Source organism: Actinocrispum sp. NPDC049592, assembly GCF_040675465.1.
In the GTDB taxonomy this organism is placed as follows: Bacteria; Actinomycetota; Actinomycetes; order Mycobacteriales; family Pseudonocardiaceae; genus Kibdelosporangium.
This window is the reverse complement of record NZ_JBFAPA010000001.1, coordinates 437,380-457,152: the sequence shown is the minus strand read 5'-3', so window position 1 is coordinate 457,152 and position 19,773 is coordinate 437,380. Positions and strand designations below refer to the sequence as shown.

Annotated in this window: 16 protein-coding genes; 12 read left to right on the top strand and 4 right to left on the bottom strand. The window is 68.6% G+C overall.

The features are described from left to right. Positions 1 to 86 precede the first annotated feature (86 nt). The 4 genes from AB0J95_RS02130 to AB0J95_RS02115 all read left to right on the top strand — a co-directional run bounded on the left by AB0J95_RS02130 (position 87) and on the right by AB0J95_RS02115 (position 6,656). Positions 87 to 758 carry a Crp/Fnr family transcriptional regulator gene (locus AB0J95_RS02130; protein WP_364751069.1) on the top strand — a complete coding sequence of 224 codons (672 nt, stop codon included), beginning with the start codon at positions 87 to 89 and terminating at the stop codon, positions 756 to 758. A gap of 135 nt (positions 759 to 893) precedes the next feature. After that, positions 894 to 1,628 carry a hypothetical protein gene (locus tag AB0J95_RS02125; protein ID WP_364751066.1) on the top strand — a complete coding sequence of 245 codons (735 nt, stop codon included), beginning with the start codon at positions 894 to 896 and terminating at the stop codon, positions 1,626 to 1,628. Between the two features lie 958 nt (positions 1,629 to 2,586). Continuing rightward, the gene (gene mgrA, locus AB0J95_RS02120) at positions 2,587 to 3,615 is read left to right on the top strand and encodes an L-glyceraldehyde 3-phosphate reductase (RefSeq protein WP_364751063.1); all 1,029 of its coding nucleotides are present in this window, start codon (positions 2,587 to 2,589) and stop codon (positions 3,613 to 3,615) included. 281 nt (positions 3,616 to 3,896) lie between these two features. Next, positions 3,897 to 6,656 carry a BTAD domain-containing putative transcriptional regulator gene (locus tag AB0J95_RS02115; protein ID WP_364751060.1) on the top strand — a complete coding sequence of 920 codons (2,760 nt, stop codon included), beginning with the start codon at positions 3,897 to 3,899 and terminating at the stop codon, positions 6,654 to 6,656. A 155-nt stretch (positions 6,657 to 6,811) separates the two neighbouring features. On the opposite strand, the gene AB0J95_RS02110 is transcribed toward AB0J95_RS02115, so the two are convergent. Next, complete coding sequence (locus AB0J95_RS02110) at positions 6,812 to 7,588, bottom strand: SGNH/GDSL hydrolase family protein (protein WP_364751058.1); 777 nt, start codon at positions 7,586 to 7,588, stop codon at positions 6,812 to 6,814. Between the two features lie 225 nt (positions 7,589 to 7,813). Here AB0J95_RS02110 and AB0J95_RS02105 point away from each other — a divergent pair, with 225 nt between their 5' ends. From AB0J95_RS02105 to AB0J95_RS02085, 5 genes are all read left to right on the top strand, one after another. Further along, positions 7,814 to 8,293 carry a hypothetical protein gene (locus AB0J95_RS02105; RefSeq protein WP_364751056.1) on the top strand — a complete coding sequence of 160 codons (480 nt, stop codon included), beginning with the start codon at positions 7,814 to 7,816 and terminating at the stop codon, positions 8,291 to 8,293. Then, entirely contained in the window at positions 8,290 to 8,847 is a 558-nt protein-coding gene (locus AB0J95_RS02100) for a DUF3558 family protein (protein ID WP_364751054.1), read from the top strand. Before AB0J95_RS02105 ends, AB0J95_RS02100 begins: the two co-directional genes overlap by 4 nt. Before the next feature lie 1,060 nt (positions 8,848 to 9,907). Continuing rightward, positions 9,908 to 10,096, top strand: a complete 189-nt coding sequence (locus tag AB0J95_RS02095; protein WP_364751051.1) for a hypothetical protein — start codon at positions 9,908 to 9,910, stop codon at positions 10,094 to 10,096. Beyond that, the gene (locus AB0J95_RS02090; RefSeq protein ID WP_364751049.1) at positions 10,093 to 10,833 is read left to right on the top strand and encodes an ESX secretion-associated protein EspG; all 741 of its coding nucleotides are present in this window, start codon (positions 10,093 to 10,095) and stop codon (positions 10,831 to 10,833) included. The genes AB0J95_RS02095 and AB0J95_RS02090 overlap by 4 nt, the downstream gene beginning before the upstream one ends. Before the next feature lie 38 nt (positions 10,834 to 10,871). Next, the gene (locus AB0J95_RS02085) at positions 10,872 to 11,585 is read left to right on the top strand and encodes a DUF3159 domain-containing protein (protein WP_364751046.1); all 714 of its coding nucleotides are present in this window, start codon (positions 10,872 to 10,874) and stop codon (positions 11,583 to 11,585) included. Here the strand turns inward: AB0J95_RS02085 and AB0J95_RS02080 are convergent. After that, a complete protein-coding gene (locus AB0J95_RS02080; RefSeq protein WP_364751043.1) occupies positions 11,486 to 12,436 on the bottom strand; it encodes a BadF/BadG/BcrA/BcrD ATPase family protein in 951 nt (316 codons plus the stop codon). The two genes, AB0J95_RS02085 and AB0J95_RS02080, sit on opposite strands and share 100 nt — an antisense overlap. Positions 12,437 to 12,599: 163 nt before the next feature. On the opposite strand from AB0J95_RS02080, the gene nagA reads away from it, so the two are divergent. Beyond that, positions 12,600 to 13,787 carry an N-acetylglucosamine-6-phosphate deacetylase gene (gene nagA, locus AB0J95_RS02075; protein WP_364751040.1) on the top strand — a complete coding sequence of 396 codons (1,188 nt, stop codon included), beginning with the start codon at positions 12,600 to 12,602 and terminating at the stop codon, positions 13,785 to 13,787. A 1,257-nt stretch (positions 13,788 to 15,044) separates the two neighbouring features. Here nagA and AB0J95_RS02070 read toward each other — a convergent pair. Continuing rightward, positions 15,045 to 16,088 carry an SIS domain-containing protein gene (locus tag AB0J95_RS02070; RefSeq protein ID WP_364751037.1) on the bottom strand — a complete coding sequence of 348 codons (1,044 nt, stop codon included), beginning with the start codon at positions 16,086 to 16,088 and terminating at the stop codon, positions 15,045 to 15,047. Positions 16,089 to 16,255: 167 nt separating this feature from the next. Between AB0J95_RS02070 and AB0J95_RS02065 the strand changes: the two genes are divergently transcribed. Both AB0J95_RS02065 and AB0J95_RS02060 read left to right on the top strand, forming a co-directional pair. Then, the gene (locus AB0J95_RS02065; protein WP_364753406.1) at positions 16,256 to 17,017 is read left to right on the top strand and encodes a GntR family transcriptional regulator; all 762 of its coding nucleotides are present in this window, start codon (positions 16,256 to 16,258) and stop codon (positions 17,015 to 17,017) included. 47 nt (positions 17,018 to 17,064) lie between these two features. Beyond that, entirely contained in the window at positions 17,065 to 18,576 is a 1,512-nt protein-coding gene (locus tag AB0J95_RS02060; protein WP_364751034.1) for an MFS transporter, read from the top strand. Here the strand turns inward: AB0J95_RS02060 and AB0J95_RS02055 are convergent. After that, positions 18,533 to 19,486: a threonine/serine dehydratase gene (locus AB0J95_RS02055; protein ID WP_364751031.1), complete on the bottom strand. Its 954-nt coding sequence runs from the start codon at positions 19,484 to 19,486 to the stop codon at positions 18,533 to 18,535. The two genes, AB0J95_RS02060 and AB0J95_RS02055, sit on opposite strands and share 44 nt — an antisense overlap. Positions 19,487 to 19,773: the final 287 nt, after the last annotated feature.

The window sequence follows — 19,773 nt, the reverse complement described above, 5'->3', positions numbered from 1 at the left end:
TGGCGGCTCGAAGGAGTATTGAGATCGGGGCCTTGGATTCCGGCGAGGTGGGTAAGATCAATTCGAGACGAGCGGCATCGGGCACCTTGCCGTTCCCGGCTGCGAGCCTGCTCGGCAGGCTGTCCGAACGGACCAGGGAGGAATTCCTCGCGGTCGGGGTTTCGGAGAGCAAACCGCCGAACGTGACCCTCATCAAACAGGGCGAACTCGATTCCAGTGCGCTGTTGTTGCTGCACGGATCGGTGAAAGTGCAGGCCACCGACCCGGGTGGGGAACGCGCCCTGCTGGCCATCCGGGTGGCCGGTGACCTGCTGGGCGAGATGGCCGCGCTGGATGTCGGCCCGCGCTCGGCAACGGTGATCTCGTGCACCGACATCTTCTACAAGCGGATGACCCGCGCGGAGTTGCGCAACTTTCTGGCCAGACATCCGGACGCGGCCATAGAAGTGGCCAGCATGCTCAGTGAACGGTTGCGTTGGGCGGATCGTCGCCGGATCGAACACGGCCGTCCGGCGAGTGTGCGAGTGGCACGCGTGCTCGTCGACTTGTGTGAGTCCTATGGCACACGCACCGGCAGCCGTTGGGACCTCGGTGTGCCGATGACTCGCGAAGAGCTGGCGTCGATCGCGGGTATCAAACTGAGCACCGCGGAAAAGATCATCCGCAACTTTCAGCAGGACGGCCTGGTGAGTGGCCGTTACCGCGGCATCGTCGTACTGGACATGGAGCGGCTGCGCCGACAGGCCGAAATAGCATAACTGTCGTACTGTAGAAAACTGTTCACCGCAAATCCTACGAACCCGTACCAATGCTGCTTTCAGCCGGACGAACTAGAGCATAGTTACGCAGAGCGCCAACCTCCCTCGGATGCGTACACACGAAAGGCCTAGTGCATGTCAGCTTCGCGCTTCCGGCGATCGTTGTATGTCGGAGTCGATATCCGTGGGTATGGCTCCGCACCGGAGCAGCGCCAGGAGAAATGGCAGGAAACCCTGCTGAGATGTCTCGACCGTTCGGCCGCGTCCATGGGCCTCGACCGGCGCCGCTGGGCCCGGCAGCAACACGGCGACGCGGAACTGTGCGTCCTGCCGGCCGACGAGCCGGAACCGTTGGTGGTGGACGGTTTCACCCGCAGACTCGAGTCCGAGCTGCGGCTGCACAACGAGGAAGTCATGCCGTGGGCCAGGATGCGCCTGCGGATGGCGGTCCACCACGGCGTCGTGGTGGACGGCCCCAACGGCTACCCATGCCGCGACGCGGTGGTGGTCAGCAGGCTGCTGGACTCCAAACCACTGCGCGGGGTCCTCGAACAGTGGCCCCAGGTCAACCTCGCGGTGATGGTGAGCGAACTGGTCTACCACTCGGTGGTCGAGGCGGGCCACACCTCGCTGCGAGCCGACCAGTTCCGGCGGCTCGCCGTGCGGGAGAAGGAGTTCAAGGGCTACGGGTGGCTGTGGCTGCCGGGCCTGGGCGACACGGCCGACATGTTCAGCCGGCCGGTCGTGCCAAGATGGGACTCCGCCGGTGTCCAAGCGCGGCCATACGTTGTCCGTGCCGAAGAGGTGTCCGAAGTTGTCGTCCGAGGGCGGCACCGGGCAGCCGTACACCGCGGTTTCATCGGCGGATAGCAGTTCGGAGTGGCCTGGACCCCAACGCCCGGCCACTCCGACTGTGTTTAGTTTGTCCTCGCTTCGCTCGGACGGGCTTGGTCGCCGGAAGCCGGTCATTCACGGCCCGCGCCACGCATCCACCATCGCTCTGCGGCTGGTTGCCGCTGTGGCTGGGGCGATGGTGGGCGCCCCCGAGGCAGTTGCCGGGCCTCGGCGGCCGAGCCGCTTCGCCAAACAGGTCCACTGCTGGGCCAGCCGTCACGAGCTGCCTGTCTGGGGTCGCCGCCGCTCCGCGGTCGCCAATCCCATCGAGTCTCATCGGCCAAGCCGCACCGCGTCGACGCCCCGCTTCGGAGCGGGTTGGCTCCCGCTGGGCTGGGCGCAGCATCGTTCGAGGCAGTCGTCGCCGCGCGGTCGTAAAATCTCATTCGCCGAGCGGCAAGCCTCGCCCTCAGGATGCTGCTTCCAGCCCAGCCTTGGTCCCGCTGGTCGTGCCTCTGAACCTGCCCAGCTTCTCCCACAGTCCGCGCATCAGCCGCCTCCAGCACTGGGTTGAGGTGGCCTCTGCGGTCTGGTGGCCGATGCCGTCGGTTGGATCTTTTGGCCGGGAGCTAAGCCCTGGTGGTCTGGGCGAGGCGCCGGGTGGGCTGATCGGTCGAGCGGCGTCCTTCTGGGCGCTCCTTCTGGCCCGGCTCACTCGTTGGTTCTGGCATCGATCCAGCAGCCGTGCCCCCAACCTGCCCCGATTCGGCGGTCCCTCCCGCAGGCCGCATCGGTCCCGCGGCCGCGCCCCAACCTCCCCGGATCCGGCGGTCCCTCCCGCAGGCCGCATCGGCCACCGTTCAGTGGTCCCTGCTCGGTCCGGGTGGGTGTCCATTGTGGTCTTGGTGGGTGATCGGTGGGGTGGATTGGTGTCATCTGGTTTCTGTATCGCTGGGGGCGGGCTTGGGTGGGTTTGGGGGCTTAGGGTTGGGTCGTGGTGTATCTGGCCGATGAGCGGCGATATGACAGGGCCGAATTCCGGCGGAGTGGGCGCAGTGGTCTCAAGCTGCCGCTGATCTCGTTGGGGTTGTGGCAGAACTTCGGTGGGTCGCGGCCTTACGAGGTCGGCCGGCAGATCGCCCGGCGGGCGTTCGACCTGGGGGTCACCCACTTCGACCTCGCGAACAACTACGGGCCGCCCTACGGCTCGGCGGAGGAGAACTTCGGCCGGATCATGGCCGACGACCTGCGCCCCTACCGCGACGAGCTGGTCATCTCCACCAAGGCCGGCTACGACATGTGGCCCGGCCCGTATGGCGACCACGGCTCCCGCAAGTACCTGCTGGCCTCGCTGGACCAGTCCCTCACCCGGATGGGCCTGGACTACGTCGACATCTTCTACTCGCACCGGTTCGACCCGGACACCCCGCTCGAGGAGACGATGGGCGCCCTGGTCAGCGCCGTCCACTCCGGAAAAGCCCTCTATGTAGGGATTTCCAGCTACTCGCCGGAGAAGACCCGGGAGGCCGCGGCGATCCTCAAGGACGCCGGGGTGCCGCTGCTCATCCACCAGCCGTCGTACTCGATGCTCAACCGGTGGATCGAGCCCGAGCTGCTCGACACGCTCGAGGACCTCGGCGCCGGCTGCATCGCGTTCTCGCCGCTCGCCCAGGGCCTGCTCACCGACAAGTACCTCAACGGCATCCCCGAGGATTCCCGTGCGGCACAACATGGTTCGCTCGAACAGGACCACCTGTCGGAGAGCAACCTGGCCCGCGTGCGGGGCCTGAACGAGATCGCCCAGCGCCGCGGCCAGAGCCTCGCGCAGCTCGCGCTGACCTGGGCGCTGCGCGACGAGCGGATCACGTCCGCGCTGATCGGCGTCAGCTCGGTCGCCCAGCTCGAGCAGAACCTGGCCGCGCTGGACGCACCCAGGCTGACCGACGATGAACTGGCCGAAATAGACAAATATGCCGTTGAGTCCGGTTTGGACCTTTGGCGCGGGTCCCGCGAAGCGGGCTGACCCGGTTGTAGTGGATCACACGCTGTCTGTTACCTTTACCATGCGTTGATCTCGCCCAGCCGGGATGTGGTCACTGCTCCCCAGGTCTTCCACTCGGGGTGGGGCCTGCGGACGCGGAGCCAGGGCCGTGTGAGGTTTCGCCCCTGCCAACCGGATCGGGACCGGCTGGCAGGGGCACTTTCACATTGGGCCAACTGGCCGATTACGCGGTAATCCTTTACTTGCACCCCCTTGTTCGTCTTACCTTGGTCACTAGCAGTAGGGGACGGGGGAGGAACGAAGTGTCGGGGGAGACTGATGAGGACGACCCTGCCGTCATCCGGTTCGGGGTGCTCGGACCGGTCCAGGCAGTGGTCAACGGTGAACCGGTGCCGCTCGGTGGCCCCGGCGTACGCGGCCTGCTGGCCATGCTTTTGTTACGCCCCAACGAAGTCGTGCCGGTCGAGGACATCCTCGACGGGCTTTGGGGCGAGGACCCGCCGCTGACCGCGCGGACCATCGTGCAGAACTACGTGTCGCGTTTGCGCAGGCAGTTACGGTTAGTAGACCCCAGCGGCTCGGTGTGGATCGACACGCGGCTGCCGGGCTACCAGCTGACGGTCGACGAAGGCCTGATCGACGTCAGCCGCGCGACCTCGCTGCTGACCCGCTCGCGCCACGAACACCCGGTGCGGCGCGCGGAGATGCTGCGCGAGGCGTTGTCGTTGTGGCGCGGGCCGGTGCTCGCCGACGTGTCGCACCGGATCAGCGCGCCGGAGCTGGAGGACCTGCGGTTCGCGGTGCTGGAGGCGCGCATCGAGGCCGACCTCGAACTCGGCCGGCACGCGGAGCTGATCGGCGAGCTGTCGACGTACGCCGAGGCGTACCCGTTCCGCGAGCAGATGATCGCGCACTACGTGCTCGCGCTGTACCGGACCGGCAGGCGCGCGGACGCTCTTGAGGCGTACCAACGGTTTGCCCGCCGCGCGGCCGAGGACCTCGGCATCGACGCCGGTCCGGCCCTGCGTGAGCTGCACGAGCGCGTGCTGCAGGACGACTCGACGTTGCTGGTGCCCGCGTCCGTTCCCGTTGTGCCGCCCAAGGTCGGCGTGCTGACCCCGGCCCAGCTCCCGCCCGCGCCGGGCGGGTTCGACGGCCGGGAACGGGAACTGGCCTGGCTGGACGGGTTGCTCGCGGAGGACGTCGGCGAGGCGACGCCGGTCGCGGTGATCTCCGGACCGGCCGGGATCGGCAAGACCGCGCTGGCCACGCTGTGGGGCCGCCGGGTCGCGGCGCAGTTCCCGGACGGCCAGCTCTTCGCCGGGCTGCGCGGGTTCCACCCGCAGCACGCGCCGCTGGACCCGGGCGAGGTGCTCACGCAGTTCCTGCTCACCCTCGGCGTTCCGCCCGGTGAGGTGCCGGTCGACCGCGACGACCGGGCGGCGCTGTACCGGTCGCTGCTAGCGCACCGGCGGGTGCTCGTGATGCTCGACGACGCGCGCGACTCCGAGCAGGTGCGGCTGCTGCTGCCGGGCGGATCGCGGGCGTTCGTGCTGATCACGAGCCGGGTCCGGCTGGAGGGCATGGTCGCGCGCAGCGGGGCGCGGCTGCTGGAGCTGGACATGCTGGCGGTTTCGGCGGCGGTGCGGATCATCGACGCGATGGCCGGGCCGGGGCGGATCGACCGTGAGCGGCTGGAACGGCTCGCGATGCTGTGCGGGTGCCTACCGCTGGCGTTGCGCATTGTCGGCGCACGGCTCGCAGCGCGGCAGGATTGGCTCGCCGACGAGCTGATCGCGGAACTCGCGGACGAGCGGACCCGGTTGTCGGCGCTGGACATCGAACGGTCGAACCTGAGCGTGCGGGCCGCTTTGGACGTCACCTACCGGCGGCTCGGTGAGTCCGCCGCGGCGACGTTCCGGTTACTCGGCGTGATACCCGGGCCGTGGCTGGGGGCGTCGGTGCTGGCCGCTTTACGGTCGCCGCCTGGTGATCTGGCCGATGCCCGGCGGAGCCTGCGGGTACTGGCGGACGCGTTCCTGGTGACCGAGACACGGCGCGATGTCTTCGTGATGCACGACCTGGTTCGCTTACACGCCAGGGAATCCGCATTGCGCGGCGAGGAACGTGCGGCCGCGCTCGACCGGCTCGTCACGTATTACTTGCGGGTAGCCGATTCTGCGCGCCGACAGCTGCGGCCGGTCGTGGATGCGCTGTCGTTCGCCGATGACGCGGTGGAAGTGGACGCGCTGGCGTGGTTCGAGGAGGAGTGGCCGAACATCGTCGCCCTCGTCGAGGAGACCGGCGACTGGCGGCTTGCGCGGATGGCGCACGACTTCCGGGCTGTCCGATCCACATGGGACGACTGGATCTCAATTGTCCAAAGAGGACTTCAAGGAGCCGTTGCCGCCGGTGAGACGGTCGGCGAGGCGTGGATGCTGCAGAGCCGATGCGCGGTGTACGCGCGGTTCGGGCGCGCCGGGGAGACCGCCGAGGACGCCGAGCGGGTGCTGGAGATCGCCGCCGAACTGGGCGACACGCGCCTCGCCGCGGTCGGGCATGACGCGCTCGCGAGTGCCTACTTCGGACAGAAGCGGTTCGAGGAAGCGCTTGGCGAGTATGAGAAAGCGTTGTCGCTGGACGCGCATCCGGCGATCGAGGCGCATGTCCGCAACAACGTCGCGCAGGTGTTGCGGGAGCTTGGCCGGTCGCGGGACGCGGTCGAGCCGCAACGCAGAGCTGTTGCGCTGTACCAGGAAGTGGGCGAGACGGGCTTTGCCGCGCTGGCCGTCGGCAACCTCGCCGAGCTGTACGCGGACCTCGGACTGGCCGACGAGGCCGAAGCCCGGGCGCGCGAGGCGATCGAGCTTTCCGTCAGGTCTGGACTCGTGCTGTCCGAGGCGTTCGGCCGGGAGATCCTCGGCCGTGTGCATCGTTCGCGTAACGCGAACTTTGCCGCGCTCCAACAATGGGAACGCGCTCTGGAGCTGTACACGCAGGTCAGATCCACTCGCGCGGACCAGGTGCGGGTTTTGATCGACGAAGTCGGCAAGAGCGTTTAGCGCACTGTTAGTGACCGGTCCGGCCGAACTGGCAGGCTACCCGCGGCGCGGGCCGGGGAGGCGAAGCGCCGGGGTGACCGCACGGGGACGGCGGGCATCCCGCGCCGGCCGGCACGCCGAGGGGGAGTGCCGGCCGGCGCCAGTGCTTGAACCCCTCAGTCCTTCAGCATGTCCCCCAACGGACGCAGCTCCGGGCGCTTGGCGGAGATGCCGTCCCCCATGGACTCTCCGCGCAGGTGACGCCGGATCCACGGCACCAGGTGGGTCTTCGTCCACAGCAGATCGGCCTTGCGCAGGCTCAGCCAGTTGGTCTCGCCATTGATCTCCGGCCACGGCTCGCGCCAGTCCTGGTCGATCGGGATGTCGAGCACTTCCGCTGTGCGCAGCGCGATCCGGCGGTGACCCTCCGGTGAGAAGTGCAGCCGGTCGTCGCTCCACGCCCGTGCGTCACCGAGAACGTGCATCGCCCACAGGTCCACGATGCGCGCGGCGTGCCGGTCCGCGATCGCGTGCAGGTGCTCGTTGTAGATGGCCACTTTGGCGCGAACCCGGCGCACCATCGGCATCGCCTTGGGGTCCGGGCCGGCGAACAGCAGCACCTCGCTGCCCGCCCGCTGAAGCTCCACAATGGCCTGGTCCATCTTGGCCGCCAGCTCGTCCACGTCGCTGCCGGGCACGATCAGGTCGTTGCCACCGGCGCAGATCGTCACCAGGTCCGGCGCCGCGGCGATCGCCTGCGGCACCTGCTCGGCGACGATCTCGTCCATCATCTTCCCGCGGATGGCCAGGTTCGCGTACCGGAAGTCCGGGTCGCGACTGGCCATCAGTTCGGCCAACCGGTCGGCCCACCCCCGATATCCCCCATCCTGGCCGGGATCGCTCAACCCTTCGGTGAAGCTGTCCCCAATGGCCACCCAGCTGCCCCAGCCCACGACATCCCTCCCGCCAAAATCGTTGCCACCCCCAACCAACAACCCAGGATGCCTAACGACCCGCTGGTTACGCCACCGAAGGTTCGCCACCAGTGGCCCGGGTTACACACTGTTATTGTCACCGTCCCATCACGACTCCAGAGCCTTCCCGGAACCAATCACGCCGTCCGCACATCCCAGTTACGATGCGAAGTTGGAACGCGATCGCCTATCCGGGGGACACCGATGCCAGACGGTGCGCCGCAGCAGCAGCCACTCGACCCGGCTGCCCAGCGAGCACAAGAGCAGATGCGCCAGTGGAAACAACAACACCAGGACCCCAACTCCGGTGGTGGCTGGTTCGGCAACGTGATCTCCACTGTCGACGGCCTGGTCGCGGCCGCCGAAGCCGGCCAGCTGGCGGTCAATCCGGACACGGCCCAGGCCATCCTCAAACAGCTGAGCGAGGTGCAGAACCGCATCGCCGACATGCAGCTGGTGGGGACGTTCGCGGGGACCAGCAACCTGCAGCTCGGTGGTGGGTACGCGACCGACATCGCCGCGTTCAACACGCAGGTGACGAAGGACGAGATCGCCACCAACCTGAAGAAGTTCGCGCAGGAGCTGGAGCAGCTCAAGACGGCTGTGTCCAAGAGCCTCGGCCGGTACACCGCTACCGACGGCGCCAACAGCCAGCAGATCAACTCCGCGGGGGACGGACTGTGAAGCGAACCAGGTCGACCATCGTCGCTGGCGCATGCGCCCTGGCCGCCGTTCTCACGGCGTGCTCACAGACGACGCCCGGGTCACCACAGGCCAGCTCGGGTGACACGGCCGGCAAGCCGCCCACGTCTTCGTCGAGCACCACGAATCCTTCCACCGGATCCCCAGCCGTGTCCGATCCATGCGCGCTCCTGCCCAAGAGTGATGCCGCCACCTTGGGATGGGACAGCCTGGAGCCGCACAAGGTCGACTCGAAAACGTCGTTCTGCCTGCTGCACGGGACCAATGCAGACATCGCCATGCTGATCGGGGTCCTGCCCAAGACGATTTCGAGTATGGGCGGCACCAGTGTCGACATCGGCACCAAACACAAGGCCGCGAAAGTGGCCGCCAAGTCACAACCGGGAATTCCAGCCGGTGGGTGTGCGGTCGCACTGGAACTGCCGGATCAGACCTCGGTACTCGCCGTTGGCACCTCGCGTAGCGGAAAACCTGACGACACAGCGTGCCCCACGGTTAACCAGGTCATCAAAGTCATCGACGCGAAGTTGCCTTAAGGGGGGCGACATGACTGGCGATCGAGATATTCCTAAACCGGACACGCACTACGCCGGAAAACCGCACAGTGAACTGAAGGCATGGACAGACGCCGGAGTTCCGGCGGATGCCACTGACTACAGTGACACCTGGAAGAAAATGGGCAACTCGCTGAAGGAAGCGGCTGAGGGGCTCATGATCGCGGTGTACGGCTCGGAGTCCGGGTGGACTGGGCAGGCGGCCAACGCGATGCGGGCTCAGCTGCAAAAAGTCGCTGAGTGGAGCCAAACTACCGGCCAGGGCTACCAAACGGCCAGCCAGGCGTTCGAGCAGCAGGCTGAGGCTGTCGGGACGGCCAAGTCGTCGATGCCGGAGGTTGTGAACTACGACCCGGGGCAGATGATCAAGGATGCGGCGACCAGCGGGAATCCGATCAAGATTGCCATGTTGCCGTATTCGATGCACAAACAGGCGGAGGCGTCGAAAGAGGCCCAGCAACAAGCGGCGTCGGTTGTGGCTAAGCGGGACGAGCAGCTGGCGTTGGCGGCTGCGTCCATTCCGCCTTTCGAAGCTCCGCCCACGTTGAGCGGGGATGACGGGAAGCAGCCTGGGTCTGGGGAACAGCAGTTCCCGGGGTCGTCGGGGCACAGTGGGTCGAATCAGCCCGTCCCTGGGAATCCGGGGAATCCGGGTCCTGGTTTCCATCCTGGGAATGGTCCGGGGAATGGGCCCGGGCGGGGTCCTGGAAATGGTCCCACCCCGGGGCCGGGACCTGGTTTCAATCCGGCCACCCCCGGCCAGTCGGGGAATGGCTCGACGGGCACGTCCGGGTATTTGCCGCCTGCGGATCTTCCGCCGAATACCAACAACAACTTCACGCAGACGCCTACCAATGGACCTACTGGTGGCGGTGGTCCTTATGGGGGTGGTGGGCCCTTTGGTGGGCCTTATGGCCCGGGTGGGTTCGGGCCTGGGGGCGGTGGCGCTGGGAGTGGGACCGGGACTGGGGCGAAGCCTGGGTCTTTCGGGCCGACGGGTCAGGGCGCCGGCTCTGGGGCCGGTGGTCCCGGTGCTGGTGGGATGGGCCGTGGCGGGGCGATGGGCGGCGCCGGTGGTCGCGGTGGGATGGGCGCTGGTGGGGCTGGTGGGCACAAGGGGGAGGGCGGTGAGGATGGGGAGCACCAGCGGCCCTCGTACCTCGTTGAGCCCGACCCGGATGCGATGTTCGGCACCGACCAGCTGACCGCGCCGCCGGTGATCGGCGGATGATCTCGGAGCTGTCCCTGCCCGCGGTGGACACCCTCTGGGAGGACCTGCGGCTCGGCAGCGTGCCGTTCCCGCTGGAGATCCCCTCGCACGGCGAGACGCTGGAGGAACGTGGCCGGATCAAGGCCGCGGTCTACACCGACCTGGAACGCCGCGGCCTGGTCCGCAACCGCCGCGCCGAACCCGAGCTGGAGGACATGCTGCACCTGCTGGCCCGTCCCGCGGTCAGCATCGACGCGGTCGCCATGCTCGACATGAACGGCACCCCGCTGAAGGCGATGGTGGTCGCGACCGGCCGGCAGGCGCTCAAGGTCGTCCAGCAGGACCTCAAGCTCGCCCTGCTGCCGATCCGCGAGACCGCGCTGGCCGCGGAAATCGTCGGTGTGCTGCCCGCGGTCCGCCCCGGGCCCGGCGTCCCGGTGAGCATGCCGGTCAGCGAGCTCAACCCGGGCGCGCACCGCCGCCCCGACCCCGAGGACAAGCTGAAGCTGCAACGCATCCAGACGATCATGCAGCGGCCCATCACACGAGCGGGCGAATTTGGGGTCACTGTGCGTGATCCACAAGGCCGTCCGCGGCGGCAGCCGGGGATCAGCTGGTTCGACACCGACGCCGGCCGGTTCATGAACATCGTGCGCCGGTCCGGTGACGGAGAGGAGTGGCTGACGCTCACTCCCGCCGACGGTTCGCGCATTGCGCACCGTTTGTCCGAAGAACTCCTGCAAGCTCTACGCCGTTAGGCCTGCCTAAGCTCACTTCGATCAGGCAGGCTGGAGGGGTGACGAAGCGGGAGTCGCTCGCCGAGGTTCTCGGCGGGCGGAGGGGAGCGGTGGACGCGAGCATCCCGCCGCTGGCCTTCGTGGCGGGCTGGCTGGCGGCGAACCAGTCGATCGGGATCGGCGCGGCCGCGGCTGTGGTGGTGAGCGCGCTACTGGGCGTGTTCCGGGTCATCCGGGGCGGCAAGATCACCGCGCTCGTGGTGAGCGTCGCCGGGGTGTCGGCGGCCGCGCTGATCGCCCTGCACACCGGAAGAGCGCAGGACTTCTTCCTCATCCGGCTGATGTCCAACGGCGCCAGCGCGTTGCTGTGGGCGGCGAGCATCGTGGTGCGCTGGCCGCTGCTCGGCGTGGTCGTCGGGTTCGTCATCGGCCAGAAAACCAAGTGGCGCAAGGATCCCGACCTCGTCCGCGCCTACAGCCGGGCGAGCTGGGTGTGGGTGCTGCTGCAGTACACGTTGCGCGTCGTGGTGTGGGGATTGCTTTGGTGGGCAGGGGAAGTCGTCGCGCTGGGCGTGGTCACGGTGGTGCTTTCGTGGCCGCTGGTGGCGGCTACGGTCGCGGTCAGCGGTGTGGCGCTCTTCCGGTCACTGCCCAAGGACCATCCGGGTCTGCGTCACCCGCGCACGAGCTCGGACGGCCTCGGCGCCGACGGGCCGAGCACGTCCACCGCGGCCAGCCAGACCGCGCCGGTCGCGCCCTCGGTGGAGAAGTGAATCGGCAAGCCCTCAAGTCGTTGCCGCAGAAGGACTCCGACCGGGCTGTCCGGTCCGGCCACGCTGCCGATCAGGACGACCGGGGTGCGCTCCTCGGCTGACCGGGTCGCCTCGATCATCTCCACCAGCACGTCGACCGTGCGGTAGACGATGTCGACCGCGACCGGGTCGTCCACCTCGAACGCGGCGCTGACCAGCGGCGCGAACCGGGCGAGCCGGATCGGCTGCTCGGCGTTGGCGGCGGTGATCAACCGCGCCCGCAACGTCTCCCGGTCCTCGGTGAACGTCCCCAGCGCCTCGGCGAGCACGGCCTGCGCGAGCGGACCGTCCGGAACGTGTGTCTCCAGCAGTTTGAGCACCGCGCGCACGGCCTCGCGGCCCATCCAGTACGCGGAACCCTCGTCGCCCAGCAGCCAGCCCGTGCCGCCGACGACCTTGGCCGCCTTCCAGTTCTCGATCCGCGACGCGATCGAGCCGGTGCCCGCGACCAGGATCGTGCCGGCGGGTTCGCTGGTCATCGACGCGAACGCGGCCTCCTGGTCGGTGATCACGCGTGGCGTGCAGCCGAGGCCGATCTTCGCCCATGTGTCATGGAACACAGCGGCCACTTCGGGGTCGGTGAGCTTCGACGAACCGGCCATGCCCACCACGCACGCCTGGCAGCCCGCCGGGTCCAGGTCGCGGATGGCCTCGGTGATCGCCTCGGCGATGCGGGCCGCGGCCACTTCGAAGGGGTGCGAGTTGGGGTTCGCGCCACCGGACGCGCCCCGGCCCAGCCGGAACCCGTCCAGATCGACGGCCAGTGCCCGGGTTCCGGTGCCGCCCGCGTCCACGCCGACCACGTAGCTCACTGCTGCTCCATTCGGAGTAGTATGCGCGTCGCCCGCTTCGCCTCACCCCCTCGGCGAAGCGGGTTTCTCACATCGTGACTCGGAATCTGGTTGAAAAGTAACTAGACTCGACGGACTGTTCGCCGATACGCTAGCACTGGTCTGGACCAATTGGAGGGGAAGTTTGAGCACTGTCCTCGCCGCGGAGAAGGCCTTGATCGGTCGCGGCATCACCGGCCCTGTGTCTGTTCGCATCGAGGATGGCCGGATCGCCGAGGTCGCCGAGGGGGCGACCGCCGACGCCCCAAGTGGCCTGCTCACCCCCGGTCTGGTCGACATCCAGGTGAACGGCGCGTTCGGCGCCGACTTCGCCGAGATCGACGACGAGGGCATGCGCCGCATCGTCACCGGCTTGCCCCGGACCGGCGTCACCCGGTTCCTGCCCACCCTCATCACGGCGGACCTCGGGCAGCTGCTCGACCAGGCGCGGGTCGTCCTCGCCGCAGTGTCCACAGTGAACGGTTCCGGCGCGCGATCCCTTGGCGTGCACCTGGAAGGCCCATTCCTGTCGACCAAACGGCCGGGCGTGCACGACCCCGCACTGATGGTCGCGCCGACCCCCGAACGGATCGACGCGGTACTCGAACTGCACCAGGCACTGCGCATGGTGACCCTCGCGCCGGAACTCCCGGGCGGGTTGGAAGCCGTGCGCCGTCTCACCGAAGCGGGCGTCCTCGTCGCGGTCGGTCACACCGACGCCACCGGGGTTCAGACCACCGCGGCCGCCGACGCGGGCGCGGGCATGATCACCCACCTGTTCAACGCCCAGCGTGGTCTGGGCCACCGCGAACCGGGCGTTCCCGGCGTGGCACTGGTCGACGAGCGCTACACGTTGGGCCTCATCGCGGACCTCGCGCACGTCGGCGCGGACGCCTGCCGGCTGGTCTTCAAGGCGGCGGGGGACCGGGTCGCGCTGGTCACCGATGCCGTTGCCGCGGCAGGCATGCCCCCGGGCGTGTACCGGTTGGGCGGCGCGGACGTGCTGCTGTCCGACGACGGCGTCCCGCGTTCCGCCGAAGGCACCATCGCCGGCTCGGCCCTCACCCTCGACCGCGCGATCCGCAACATCATCTCGATCGGCGTCGACCCCGTGACCGCGTTCCGCTCGGCGACGATCATCCCCGCCGACACCATCGGCGAGCCGACGGTGGGCCGCCTCGAAGTCGGCGCCCTCGCAGACCTCGTGCTGTGGGACGAAACTCTGCACCCAAGCAAGGTGTGGGTCGAAGGCAACCTCGTCTACGACAAGGCCACCGCCGAACCGGACACCCCGCTGCCGCCACAACGCGAAGCCGCAGGCCAACCCATCTGAGCCCGCCCCTTCGACGCTTCGCGCATCTGACCCGCCGCCTCGACCTACAGCCGGCCTAGACCATCCCGCCCCGGTTCACGACTGGGACAGGATGCGGCTCCACCATGATCGCTGTCCCCACCATCACGGCCCACCGTCAGCCGATGCTGCAACCCCTCGCATAGCCCCACCCTCCCAGGGGGCCGACCCCGATGCCAGTCTATCGAGGGTGGGGGTGGTGATCAGGGGTTTTGTCGTGCGAGTGGGCCGTTCGCGCGGGGATCACCTGGGTGGGTGGCGACGGCTGATCGAGGTGGGATGGGTTGGGCTGGGCCGGTGGGTGAGTCCATCGTTGGAGCGCTGGCCAACGCGTTGGGCTTGGCGGGCGGCTGGAACTTAGCCGGGAGGGCGGATCTGCTGGGGTGGGTTGCCGGGCGTGGGTGGGCGAGGGTGAGTGCTTCAGGGATGGGTGGGTGGTTGAGCTGGCTGGGAGGGTGGGATCTGTTGGGGTGGGTGGCCGGATCTTGCTGTTGGGTGGGGTGAGGGTGGACGTTGAGGAGTTGGGTGGGTGGCTGAGCTGGCTGGGAGGGTGGGATCTGTTGGGGTGGGTGGCCGGATCTTGCTGTTGGGTGGGGTGAGGGTGGACGTTGAGGAGTTGGGTGGGTGGCTGAGCTGGCTGGGAGGGTGGGATCTGTTGGGATGGGTGGCCGGACCTTGCTGGTGGTGGATGGGCGAGGGTGAAGGCTGCCGGGCTTGGTGGGCGGCTGAAGTTCGCTGGGGTGGTGGCCGGATGTTGTTGGGCTCGTGGGGATGGTCAAAGCCTTCATGACTGGGCCGAACTTGCTGGAGATAGGCGGGATTCGCTGAGGGGACAGCTGAACCTCGCGACGGCTGGTAGGGCGATGGCCAGCTCCTGCGGCTGACCTTCGCTGGCCGGAGCGGGGGGCTCGCTGGGCCGGACTTCACCGGGCGGAATTGGCCAGTGGGCCGGCCGCACCACCCAGCCCGACGAGTGCGGCCCATCGCTGGAGGAGGCGGCCTCGCCGGCGTGCAGGAGCCGAACCGTCGCTGCGATTGGGAGCCGGTTCGACCTTGGTGACCGGGCGAGAGGGACCAGATTGAGGCTGAGGTGGACCGCCGAACCTGACCAGGACCGAACCCTGCTGGGTTGGGTGACGAGGTAAGGGGCGAACCTGGTCTGGCGCGTGGGTGGGCGGGCGGGGCAGATGCGGGTGAGCCCCCGTCGCGCTTCGACGGGGGCTCACCGGGATCAGTGGTTCAGAGGGTTTTGGTTACTTTGGAGAGGCCTCGGGGGTTGTCCGGGTCGCCGCCTCGGGCGAGGGACAGGCCCAGCGCCAGGCTTTGGAGGGGCAGGACTTCGAGGATCGGCGCGACTTCCTCCGCCGTCTCGGGCAGGACGATGCGGGAGCTCGCCGGCATGTCCGCCGCGGCCGAACCCACCGCGAGCACGTCCGCGCCCCGCTGCCGCACGGTGTTCACCACGTCACGCATCGCCTCCCCGCCCTTGCCCGCGCTGGTGATCGCCACGACGCCGGTGTCCGCGTCGATCGCCGCCACGGGGCCGTGCAGGAGGTCCGCGCCGCTGTAGGCACGCGCCGACAGATATGTGGTCTCCGCGAGTTTGAGGGCTCCTTCGGCTGCGGTCGCTGAGGAGTAGCCGCGGCCGGTGGTCACCATGCGTTCCACATAGCGGTACCGCGCGACCGCTTCGGCGACCGGGTCCGAGGCAGCGGACAGCGCCGTGGCGGCGAGTTCGGCAAGATCCTTTACCGACTCCCCGTGTCCACCCCGGACGGAGTCGATCAGCAGGTACAGCGTCAGCAACGTGGCCGAGTAGGTCTTGGTCGCCGCCACGGCCAACTCGGTGCCCGCGCCGATGTTCACCGACAACTCGGCGGCTTCGTTCAGCGGTGAACCGGGGTTGTTGGTCACCGCCACGGTCAGCGCGCCCTGCCACCTGGCGTGGCGGGTCGCCTCGATCAGGTCCGGTGACCCGCCGCTCTGGCTCACCGCCAGATACAGCACATCGGACAGATCCGGCTTCGCGCCGTACAGCGTCGTCGTCGATGCGGACACCAGACCCGCGGGCAGCTCCAGCAGGACTTCGATGAGGTACTTGGCGTACAGGGCCGCGTGGTCGCTGGAACCCCGTGCCGCCAGCAGCACGAACCGGGGTGCGCGGTCCGCCAGCACGGCGCCGACCTGCGCGATTTCGGCCTGGCGTGCGGTGACGGCGGCGAACACCTCGGGCTGCGCTGCGATCTCGGCACGCATGTGGCGGCCGGGCGCGTCGTCGTTCATCGTCCCTCCTTAGGTCTAGACCAATCGTATCGTGACTGGCAACGGTGTCCGGCGGCTGAGACGAAGTGGTGCCAGTTTGTCACTCCAACGGGCAACTCGGAGGGGTTTGATCGCATCTGAGCGGGTGGCAGGGCATGCTGTACGGGGTACGCCTTGAGGAGGAGGCCATGCTGGAGACATCGTCCGCCGCCACGCCGGACTCAGCTGCCGCGCGCCTGCAGCGGGAGCCGAAGTACTGGGGGCTGAAGCGGCATCTGCTTGACCTGCTGAGCGCGCTGCCCCCAGGCTCGCCCATCCCCACCGAGCGTTCGCTCGCCGCCGAGTTCGACGTGTCGCGTACCACCGTGCGCCAAGCGCTCGCGGAGCTGACCGTGGAGGGCCGGCTACTTCGCGTGCAGGGCAAGGGAACCTTCGCCGCCGAGCCCAAGGTGGCGCAGCGGCTGCACCTGTCGTCCTACACCGAGGACATGCGCGCCCAAGGACGTGAGCCTTCTTCACGTTTGCTGGACGTGTCCGAACTCCCGGTGGAGGCCGAAATGGCGCGGCTGCTGGGAATCCGGGCCGGCGCCAAAATCCTGCGGCTGCACCGCCTGCGGTTCGCCGACGGGGAACCGATGGCACTGGAGACCACGCACCTGCCGCTGGGCCGGTTCCGCGGCCTGCGCCGCTACATCACCAGCGGCGGTTCGCTCTACCAGGTGCTGCGCGAACGGTTCGGCGTCGAACTGGGGCACGCCGAGGAGACCATCGAGACCGGGCTGGCCGGGCCGCAGGAGGCCGAGCTGCTCGGCGCCGACGTGGGCATGCCGATGCTGCTGCTGTCGCGGCACTCGTTCGGCACCGACGGACGCCCGGTGGAGTGGGTACGGTCGGTCTATCGCGGTGACCGGTACAAGTTCGTCGCGACCCTGAACCGGCCCAATGGCTGAAGGAGCGCAGTGACTGCACCCGATCGTGTTCACCCGCTGGACGCCCGGTGAGCATCCAGTGGGGAACGCCGGTCGCCCGGGGGGTGCTGGCGACCACGATCATCGGCTCGGGAATGGCGATGCTCGACGGCACCGTCGTCAACGTCGCCCTGCCGACCATCGGCAAGGAGCTCGGCGCGTCCGTCGCGGGACTGCAGTGGATCCTCGACGGGTACATGCTTTCGCTGGCGTCGCTGATCCTCATCGCCGGCTCGCTCGGCGACCGGTACGGCCGCCGACGGGTCTACATCATCGGGGTCATCTGGTTCGGTCTCGCGTCGCTGCTCTGCGGTGTGGCGCCGACGACCGGGCTGCTCGTGGCGGCGCGGGTGCTTCAGGGCATCGGGGGAGCGCTGCTCACGCCGGGGTCGCTGGCGATCCTCCAGTCCTCTTTCGACCGTGCCGACCGGGCCCGCGCGATCGGCGCATGGTCCGGTTTGGGCGGTATCGCGGCCGCGATCGGCCCCCTGGTGGGTGGTCTGCTGGTCCAGGCGTGGTCGTGGCGGCTGGCGTTCCTGATCAACCTGCCCATCGCGGTCGTCACGGTTTGGCTGTCGCTCAAGTACGTTCCGGAGTCACGCGACGACCAGATGCGGGGCCACCCGGACGTCGTGTCGTCCGCGCTCGGCGCGATTGGTCTGGCCGGTCTGACGGCCGCGCTGGTCGAGGGCCCGGTCCGGGGCGCGGCCGATCCGGTCGTGCTCGTCGCCGGGGTGCTCGGCGTGGCCGGGCTGGCTGGTTTCGTTTGGCTGCAACACCGTTCGACCGACCCGCTGGTTCCGCCGGATATGTTCAGGGATCGAACGTTTACCCTGGCCAACGGCCTGACGTTCGTGGTCTACACCGCGCTCGGCGGCGTGATGATGCTGATGGTCCTGCAGCTGCAGGTGTCCCTGGGCTACTCGCCGACCGCGGCGGGCATCTCCGGGCTGCCGATCACCATCATCATGCTGCTGACCTCATCGTGGTCCGGCAAGCTCGCCTCCAGGATCGGGCCGAAGCTGCAGCTGGTGATCGGGCCGATGATCATCGCCGTCGCGATGCTGCTGTACATGCGCATCGCACCGGGTGCCTCGTACCTGACCGAGGTGCTGCCCGCGGTGATCGTCTTCGGCATCGGCCTGACCTGCGTCGTCGCCCCGGTCACGGCGACGGTGCTGGCCGCCGCCGAGGACCGGCACGCGGGTGTGGCCTCCGGGGTGAACAACGCCATCGCCCGGACCGGCGGTCTGCTGGCCGTCGCGGTGCTGCCCGCGGTCGCGGGGCTGACAGGTGAGGCGTACACCGACCCCGCTGCGCTCACGAGCGCCTGGCGCACGTCGCTGATGATCTGTGCCACTCTCGCTGTTGCCGGTGGCCTGATCGCCCTGGGCGTGCGGAACGATGTGCTCAAGGCGCCTGCCAGTGTCACGCCGGCTGAGGCCCCCGCGCCCGGTGACTGCATCCACTGCGGCGTCGAGGGGCCGCCCACTCACATCAAGCCGGCGACCCGAGGATCTCAAGGAGCAGCTCGCGGTTGACGTTCCCGCCGGACAGGACCACCACGGTCCGCCCCGGCGGGACCGAGCCGAGCCGGTAGCCCGCCAGCGCGGTCGCCCCGCTCGGTTCGGCCACCAGGTGCGCCTTGAACGCCAGCTCACGCACGGCCGCGCGGATCTGCTCCTCAGAGACCGTGATCATCCCGTCCAGCACCTTCTCCAGGTGCGCGAACGTCAGCTCGGACGGCTGCGAGCGCAGGCCGTCCGCGATGGTCCGGTTGCGGTCCTCGACCGGCCAGTCGACGCGGTGGCCGAGGCTCATGCCCTCGGCCGTGTCCGCGGCCAGCTCGGGTTCGACGCCGTAGACGCGGGCGTCCGGGCACAGCGCCTTGATCGCGGTGCCGATGCCGGAGGCCAGGCCGCCGCCGCTGACCGGGACCAGCACGTTCTCCACCTCGGGCAGGTCGCGTGCGATCTCCAGGCCGATGGTGCCCTGGCCGGCGATGATGTCCGGGTGGTCGAACGGCGGGACCAGCACGCCACCGGTCTGCGCCACCACCTCGTCGGCGACCTTCTCGCGCTGGCCGGGGCCGCAGATGACCACCTCGGCGCCGTACGCGCGGGTCGCGTCGATCTTGATGCTCGGTGTCTCCTCGGGCATCACGATGTGCGCCGGGACGCCGAACGCCGCGGCCGCGTAGGCCACCGCCTGGGCGTGGTTGCCGCTGGAGTACGAGACGACGCCGCGCGCCCGCACCGGTTCGTCCAGCCGGCCCAGCGCGTTGAACGCGCCCCGGATCTTGAACGCGCCGATCGGCTGCAGGTTCTCCGGCTTGATCCACAGTGGACGGTCGGGGTCGGCCCAACCCGCTGGGATCAGCGGGGTTCGCACCACCGCGTCCCGGACCCGGTCGGCCGCCGCGCGGATGTCATCGATTGTCACGAATTCCACACGTCAAGTCTGTCTTAAGTTTCCGCCGGTCTCCACTGTCCACTATGGACTAAGGTGGTGGTCCTGCTCACTCGCGGGCAACCGGATCGGTCCTGGTCGCGTCCACCGGAGTGAGATGAGTACGGAACACAAGAGCGGATCGCATCTGGGCCAGGTGGGCGCGTCGGCACTCGCGGCGGTGACCGCGGCCGTCCTCGGATCGACACTCGGTGTCGCGGGAACGGTACTCGGTGCAGCGATTGGCGCCATTGTGACAACCATCGCGGCGGAGCTGTATCTGCGATCTT